The sequence below is a fragment of the Paenibacillus anaericanus genome (assembly GCF_003994475.1).
GTDB lineage: Bacteria > Bacillota > Bacilli > Paenibacillales > Paenibacillaceae > Fontibacillus > Fontibacillus anaericanus.
The window spans coordinates 1-7,229 of the sequence record NZ_RZNY01000067.1 but is presented as its reverse complement, the minus strand read 5'-3'; the positions used below and the strand labels follow the sequence as shown (position 1 = coordinate 7,229).

Annotated in this window: 8 protein-coding genes and 1 pseudogene; 3 read left to right on the top strand and 6 right to left on the bottom strand. The window is 42.9% G+C overall.

What is annotated here, in order from left to right; genetic code table 11:
- Positions 1-74: 74 nt before the first annotated feature.
- The 6 genes and pseudogenes from folE to EJP82_RS27535 all read right to left on the bottom strand — a co-directional run bounded on the left by folE (position 75) and on the right by EJP82_RS27535 (position 4,683).
- The gene (gene folE, locus EJP82_RS27560; protein WP_127195279.1) at positions 75-668 is read right to left on the bottom strand and encodes a GTP cyclohydrolase I FolE; all 594 of its coding nucleotides are present in this window, start codon (positions 666-668) and stop codon (positions 75-77) included.
- A 49-nt stretch (positions 669-717) separates the two neighbouring features.
- Positions 718-966 carry a YneF family protein gene (locus EJP82_RS27555; protein WP_127195278.1) on the bottom strand — a complete coding sequence of 83 codons (249 nt, stop codon included), beginning with the start codon at positions 964-966 and terminating at the stop codon, positions 718-720.
- Positions 967-1,109: 143 nt separating this feature from the next.
- Positions 1,110-2,147 carry an HD-GYP domain-containing protein gene (locus tag EJP82_RS27550; protein WP_127195277.1) on the bottom strand — a complete coding sequence of 346 codons (1,038 nt, stop codon included), beginning with the start codon at positions 2,145-2,147 and terminating at the stop codon, positions 1,110-1,112.
- Between the two features lie 101 nt (positions 2,148-2,248).
- Positions 2,249-3,394, bottom strand: a pseudogene (gene queG / locus EJP82_RS27545) (tRNA epoxyqueuosine(34) reductase QueG); the annotation flags it as partial.
- Positions 3,395-3,494: 100 nt separating this feature from the next.
- Positions 3,495-4,109, bottom strand: coding sequence for a signal peptidase I (gene lepB, locus EJP82_RS27540; protein ID WP_127195276.1), 615 nt, complete (start codon positions 4,107-4,109; stop codon positions 3,495-3,497).
- A gap of 127 nt (positions 4,110-4,236) precedes the next feature.
- Complete coding sequence (locus tag EJP82_RS27535) at positions 4,237-4,683, bottom strand: GNAT family N-acetyltransferase (protein WP_127195275.1); 447 nt, start codon at positions 4,681-4,683, stop codon at positions 4,237-4,239.
- A gap of 429 nt (positions 4,684-5,112) precedes the next feature.
- Between EJP82_RS27535 and EJP82_RS27530 the strand changes: the two genes are divergently transcribed.
- From EJP82_RS27530 to EJP82_RS27520, 3 genes are all read left to right on the top strand, one after another.
- Positions 5,113-5,727 carry a superoxide dismutase gene (locus EJP82_RS27530; protein ID WP_127195274.1) on the top strand — a complete coding sequence of 205 codons (615 nt, stop codon included), beginning with the start codon at positions 5,113-5,115 and terminating at the stop codon, positions 5,725-5,727.
- 670 nt (positions 5,728-6,397) lie between these two features.
- Positions 6,398-6,823, top strand: coding sequence for a hypothetical protein (locus EJP82_RS27525; RefSeq protein WP_127195273.1), 426 nt, complete (start codon positions 6,398-6,400; stop codon positions 6,821-6,823).
- A 98-nt stretch (positions 6,824-6,921) separates the two neighbouring features.
- The gene (locus tag EJP82_RS27520; protein ID WP_127195272.1) at positions 6,922-7,137 is read left to right on the top strand and encodes a hypothetical protein; all 216 of its coding nucleotides are present in this window, start codon (positions 6,922-6,924) and stop codon (positions 7,135-7,137) included.
- The last annotated feature ends 92 nt before the right edge of the window (positions 7,138-7,229 follow it).

Here is a 7,229-nt window from a genome sequence, read left to right as displayed (position 1 = left end):
ACGTCATTCTTTTTACTGTCTACTTAAAGGGGATAATATCAAATTACCATCGCCAGCCTATTTATTTAACATGATTAATCCTTGATTAATGACAAGAACTCCGCTCTTGAAGCGGCATCGGTACGAAAACTCCCCCGTACTGCAGAAGTGATCGTCTTACTCCCTGGCTTCTTAACACCACGAGCGCACATGCACAAATGTTCACCTTCCACGACAACCATGACACCAGCGGGATCCAGTACTTCTTCCATAATGTCAGCAAGTTGTGAAGTGATTCGTTCTTGCACTTGCAAACGCCGGGTAACAACTTCGACTAGTCGGGCCAGCTTACTGAGCCCCGCGATTCTTCCACTTGGGATATATCCGATATGCGCTTTGCCGAAGAAAGGCGCCATATGGTGCTCGCATTGACTGTAATACACAATGTCTTTTACAATAACGAGCTCTTGATGATTCTCTTCGAACGTAACACCGAGTACCTCACGGGGATCAATCTCATATCCTCCGAATATTTCTTCATACATCCGGGTGACCCGGGCTGGGGTTTCATGTAAACCCTCCCGTTCGATATCTTCGCCAATCAGCTTTAAAATTTCACGAACGTGATGCTCAATCTGATCTCGGTTCTCACCGACTTTGTTGTTTACGTAATCTTTAAGTCCTGCCATCAAGCGCCTCCTCCTTTCCAAAAACTCCGTCTTCTAGGAGCGATTAAGTTTACTTTTTCTTACGTTTTGCTGCTGGCGCTCCTGGTGCATTTGGTGCTCCGCCTTGATTCTTCATCATTTGCTGTGCACGTTGCATCTGTTTGCCATTCAAGTTGTAACCCATTTGTTTAGCCATCTTCTGAAGCATTTGCGGGTCATTCTGCATCTTTGTCATCTGACTACGTAGATAGTAGACACCGATGAAGAAACCGCCAACTAAACCGACAATAAGAGTAATAATAGGTATTACGTAATTCATCACTCAGCCACCCCTGTATTAATATAACCAACACTATACATTATAGCTTGTACAACTAAAAAATATAATAGCATTACCATTACAACCTAGCAAATCCAATCTGAATAACGCTTATACCACTAACTAAAGAATAATTGAAGAAATTAAGCTAAAACAGCCTCAATAAATACCGTTGTCTCAACTGCCAAATCTATTTCCTTAACATCTAAATCATCACCTGAACCACGGATAATACGAATTACGGGGCGTCCGGGAAGTCCACGGTGTTGCTGGACAACTACTCCATTCTCCTTCGTAGACAACCGTACACCTGTACCATTCGGATATACTGAGACGATTCTTGTAAACTCCACCAGCACTTCGTGGTCAAGTTCATGTTCAGAAGAGGCCATCAAACTTTCGCATGCCTCATGTGGAAGCAACGCACGTCCCGTTCCTTCTGAGCCACCACCAATTAAATTATCGTAACGATTTGCAACCGCTACTATCTTGGGGTATAGATGAATTTCTTCTCCCATAAGTCCACGCGGCACACCACTTCCATCCATCCGTTCGTGATGTTGAAGTGCTGTATGTGCGATTAATAGATTAAATTCACGTTTATGCTTTAATACCTCAAACCCCCGCCAAGTGTGATGATTCTTCATATCATCTTCATCAGCACCCTCGGGTAACGGAATGGACTTACCCATGTCATGCAGTAAGGCTCCTACTGCTAAATCCTTCAATTGAGAGAAGCCAAGCCCCATATTTAATCCGATCATTGATGAAATTAAACAAACATTAACGGCATGAAGATATTGAGCATTATCCGCTGTCCTGATATCCGTCAGTTGTAGAAGTACATCCTTATGATTCAGCACATCATTTAACAAAGCATCTACACCGCCGAAGACTTTCTTGGTGCTCCATTCTTTACCTGATCGAACTGCCTCATGCAATTCGTTCATTTCTCGAAATACCTGTCCTTTGGTTGATTCGCTCAACACTTCATCCATCTGAATATCCCCAAAATCCGTATCTTTGATATACAGCATGGTAACACCGATCCGTTTCAACGTGTTGATCATATAGACTGTAAGCTGAACGCCGGAAGATAACAAAACCGTACCATTAGAGGAATATACCGTTCTACCAAGATATTGCCCTTGTTCGATATCCTCAACACTTATGAACCTCATAATCTCAATCCCCTCTGATGACTAATACCATCTGATGTCTCTGCCATACCAAATCTAAAAACCAAAATTCGCTCCCTGCAGCGAGATGGAATTAATCAAACCTCCGGTGTTTCAGCCTCCATGAGCTTGCTTTCAGCATTTCGCAGACGCTTCAGTACCTCTTCGTCCGTCTCTGTAGCAATTGCTTTGACAATAGCACTTAGTGCTTCTGTCCCCCCGATTCGACTTAATGCCCAAGCGGCTGTTCCCCGCATCACAGGTCTTGAATCTTTTATCAGTATATCTATTAATTTCGGCACAGACCCGGGATCTTTGAAGTTCCCTAGTGCAATAATCGCATTTCGTTGAATCGGGTTCTTTCCTCTCCAAGCCGCAGCACTTGTTCCGAAACGTTCTTTAAACTGTCGATTGCTTAAATCCAGAATAGGTAAAAGCAGCGGTTTCACCGTTTCAGGATCAGGTTGAAGCTCTGGACGATGGTTCCAATGTTTCCCTTTATTCTTAGGGCATACCACCTGACATGTATCGCAACCGTACAACCGATTACCTATCTTCAGCATAAATTCCTCTTCCACGAACCCCTTAGTTTGAGTTTGGAATGAGATACAACGCTGTGCGTTTAATACCCCAGGACCGACTAGCGCACCCGTTGGACAGGCATCTAGACATTTCGTACACTCTCCACAGTCTTCAGTAACCGGAGTATCCGGTGGAAAAGGAATATTAGTGATAAGTTCGCCAAGGTAGACCCAAGTTCCCCACTTCGGGGATATAATTAAGCAATTTTTCCCTTTGAATCCGATTCCAGCGCGATCAGCTACCGCACGGTCGACCAAAGCACCTGTATCCACCATATTCTCAATTCTAGCCTCAGGAATACGTTCCCTGATGAAATCCTCTAATTTCTTCATGGCCTCACGGAGTACTAAATGGTAGTCTCGTCCCCAAGCCGATCTAGCTAGAATCCCCCTTCGCTCACCAGGGGCCGATTTCGGTGGATTCTCCATTTTGGAGGGATAGGCCACAGCAATAGAGATGAGCGAAGCTGGTTGTCCATCAAAAGAAAGTTCAGGATAAATCCGCTTGTCGATATCCGGTTCTTCAAAACCAGATTCGTAGCCCTTCTCGCGCCGGTCTAGTAACACAGCCTTTAATGAAAGAAATGGATCAGCCGAGGCAAATCCTATATCGTCGATCCCAAGCGATGGGGCGGCCTCTTTAATCTCTCGCTTTAATTCAGCCCACATAGATTCCCTGCTTGGCTTACGAGCTTTCAAGTTATTATCCACCTCATCACCTCCTTTGATGTCTTCTTGATGTCATACGAATCATAGCAAATACTAAATACTACAAACCTCTTATTTTGGAGATAGGCCAAAAAACAAACTCAGCCCTACCCACAATCTGTTCACTCTTCACACTTCCAAAAGAGCGACTGTCTTTACTCCGTCCAGCATGGCGATTATCCCCCATAACGAAGTATTCGTTCTCTCCGAGCGTAAGCGGCTTAATGTCACTATCCTGTATTTGGACATCCGTATAAGGCTCATCTTGAGATTGCCCGTTAACTAGTAATTTATGCTCACGGATCTCCACTGTATCCCCAGGTTCCGCTACGACTCGCTTGACCAGAAACATCTTTCGATCAGATCCAGTACTAGGGTCCTTTAATACCACAACATCCCCACTCTTCGGAGATCCGATATGATACACCAGCTTATTTACAAATAGACGTTCCTGGTTTTCTAAAGTCGGCTCCATGGATTGCCCTTTGACTAACGACAAATTGAACACAAATATATTTAACAGCAGCATGACCACAAAAGCGATCAGTATCGTTTTACTGAAATCCCAGAGTTCTACAAGCCATGTCTTCTTAGACTGCAGAATTTCCTCAGCAGCGATGGCCTTATCTTGTTCGTTTGTATGATTTACATCTCCCGAAGGAATAACAGGTTCCATTCCACACCTCGGTTATAAGTTATTTAAAAATTGCGCTAATAATAGAAAAGCATATCCCTCGCCCAAATGCAACGGACGAAAGATATGCTTAGTTCATTCCAATATAATACACGCGATATTGGCCCGATTAAGATCCCGACAACGAGTGAACCGCTGCAATATTAAGTTTCTGGAAAGCTTCAAGAAACTTATTAGCTCCGTATCCCATCGCTTCATAAAGCGGCATTGCCACTCCCTTGTTATGCTCGTCCCCCGCTATCATAATACGGTGAACCTTCCGCTGTTGGAAACGTTGTTCCATAGCAGTTACAAGACTTTTGCCAGCTCCACGGCGTCTGTAATCTGGGTGAATGGCGATCCGGTAAATACAACCCAAATCTTTCTGATCGATCGTTCCAATAAGTGCACCAACGATCTCTTCGTCCACTTCCGCGATCATGATTAACTCAGAATCCCAAGACAGTTGTCTGGCAAACGCCCGCTTAGTGTCTTCGTAACATTCTTCCGATAAGGCAACCTGCAAAAGCTCCATCACTTGATTGACATCACTCAACTGAAAGGAACGGATACGCATGCTCTGATCTCCCTTTTCTTATGCAAGATAGATTCATGTAAAATTTAAGGTCCAATTTTACATCAACCAAATAGTTTGAAACTAGACAAAAAACGAGAAAAAACCTCTTCTTTGTCCATTAAACCATAATAATCTCCAGAATACATCACTTTTCTTCTGAAAGCGCTTTATATTAAGCGTTTACATTTAATATTCTCGAAAAATATTCATACTTTGGAAATGTAAATGCATAAATCTTTGATAATTCCCAAAATATAGGATAGTTAACACTGAGTTAACACAACTCTAAATCAGGAGATGATCACCCCAATGTTAATTCTTAAATCTCTATTTATTTACTCAAGTTGTATATATTTAGTATTAGGTTGGGACACCCTACCGGAGAGGATACAGCATATCACTTATACTAATCAGGAGGCATCTACTACCGTGGCGCATCAATTACCCGCTCTACCTTACCCTGCAAATGCACTTGAGCCATTTATCGACGAACAAACGATGAACATTCATCACGATCGGCACCATAATACTTACGTCACCAATCTTAATACTGCACTAGAAAGTGCTCCAGAGCTTCAGAACAAAAGCGTGGAAGAGTTACTCTCCCATTTGGATGAAGTACCTGAGAGTATCCGTACAGCAGTACGAAACAATGGCGGCGGACACGCCAATCATTCTCTGTTCTGGACAATCATCGGACCCGGTGCTGGAGGTGCTCCTAGCGGTCCAATTGCATCCGCAATCGACCGTGAGCTAGCGGGCTTCGATAAATTTAAAGAAGATTTCGCGAAAGCTGCGACAACCCGCTTTGGAAGTGGCTGGGCTTGGCTCGTAGTGGGTAAGGACGGTAAGCTTGCCATAACAAGCACACCAAACCAAGATAGCCCACTCTCTGAGGGTCTGACTCCCATCCTCGGTCTCGACGTATGGGAACATGCTTACTATTTGAAATATCAGAATAAACGTCCTGATTACATCGCTGCCTTCTGGAACGTAGTGAACTGGGACGAAGTTAATAAACGCTACGAAGCTGCTAAGAAGTAATTAATTAGTAGGAAAAAGAATTATCATATGGAAAAACAAAGCCCCAAGGTCTTCCTGTCTTGAACAGGACAGCTCTATGGGGCTTTGTAATATGGTGTTACAAACATTATATTGGTAACTGGACAGTCAAAAATTTTGCATACCTAAGAGGCTAGAAGATCCTTTTCAAATCAGGAATTTCCTGCTTCTTTTTAATTATTAGTGTTATGGATAGATGAGGGGTGTGAGCAAACAAGTGAAAAATAGATTTGCGTAAATAAGCCATGACAGTGGCTTCGAAAACGATGACTTTGGATGGTGTTCAAAATAGCGGATAAACAAAGCGGGAACGCGGTGCGAATGCGTACCGCGACTTGCTCCAGAATTGCTAACTAAAGCCGCCGATCACCAGCTTCATACCATGAAAGGTACATAAATGTTCGTCGATATCTTGTGTGAGCGGACACTGAGTCCGTTATTTACTGAAATATCCCTGTTTTGTGATCTGTGCGGACACTGGTTCCGCTATTCGCTCAAGTATCTCTGATTATGATATATTTGAGACGAATAACGGATCTCAGGTCCGCAAAACTCAAAAAAAAGCCTAAAAAAGACAGAATAGCGGATCCTATGTCCTCTCACCTTGAATCTTAGCTTACGTATTCGACTTAACGAAGTGGAGGTATTCTTCATGGTACTGAATTATAAAGTCATAAGAATCCTATCTGCACTACTTGTGATCATATTAACGATATTCATCATACATTTTACTATCGATTTCGTTCATCCCAGAACTAACTTTGAAATTCAAATCGGCCATGAAGAAGATGATGAATTGCCGGGAATGAGAGATAACGGCACCCTATTTACTAACGACAGTCAACTGATCGCACTAGCTATTTATCCCGATCAACGGGACCCTGCGGCGATCGCTCAGTTATGTGTAACGAAAAAAGGTTCTCAACAGATTTTACAAGAAGAAAAGATTAGAGAGTATGCAGGTTTGGCTGCTTCCCCAATCTACTTACATAATTTAACATGGTCACCAGGCGATTATACAATTACGCTAAAAAGAAGTAGTACAACGGTACAATCTTTGGATTTTACTTTAAAGTAATAAAAATACACGTGAACGTTCAACTTCCAGCCCTCTTGGTTTAGAAAAGTATCTGGCAGGGTAAAATACCCCTATCACTTTTCCAAGGAGGGATATTCATGGGAACAGATCATTCAGACAAACTTACCAATGATCCGCAAAAACTGTTAAAACTGAAACATGAAGACGATGCCCAGAAGGCACAGTTTACGAATTTTGCGCGCAGTGTTAGTGGAGAGACTCCTGTAGAGCAAGGTCAGGAGTTTACACAACAACAGCGTGAGACTGATCAACAGAATAATCTGAAAGATGTCGAAAACCGGACATTGGAGTAGTTCTTCTACATGCTAGCAGAGATATTTTAAGAAGAAGGACGGCATATGCCGTCCTCAGGCTGTCGAGAAAGTCTCGACAGCCTTCTTTATGA

What these genes read in the sequence shown, in the direction of transcription:
- folE (WP_127195279.1), bottom strand. Translation starts at nt 668, where the DNA reads ATGGCAGGACTTAAAGATTACGTAAACAACAAAGTCGGTGAGAACCGA.
- EJP82_RS27555 (WP_127195278.1), bottom strand. Translation starts at nt 966, where the DNA reads ATGAATTACGTAATACCTATTATTACTCTTATTGTCGGTTTAGTTGGC.
- EJP82_RS27550 (WP_127195277.1), bottom strand. Translation starts at nt 2,147, where the DNA reads ATGAGGTTCATAAGTGTTGAGGATATCGAACAAGGGCAATATCTTGGT.
- lepB (WP_127195276.1), bottom strand. Translation starts at nt 4,109, where the DNA reads ATGGAACCTGTTATTCCTTCGGGAGATGTAAATCATACAAACGAACAA.
- EJP82_RS27535 (WP_127195275.1), bottom strand. Translation starts at nt 4,683, where the DNA reads ATGCGTATCCGTTCCTTTCAGTTGAGTGATGTCAATCAAGTGATGGAG.
- EJP82_RS27525 (WP_127195273.1), top strand. Translation starts at nt 6,398, where the DNA reads ATGGTACTGAATTATAAAGTCATAAGAATCCTATCTGCACTACTTGTG.
- EJP82_RS27520 (WP_127195272.1), top strand. Translation starts at nt 6,922, where the DNA reads ATGGGAACAGATCATTCAGACAAACTTACCAATGATCCGCAAAAACTG.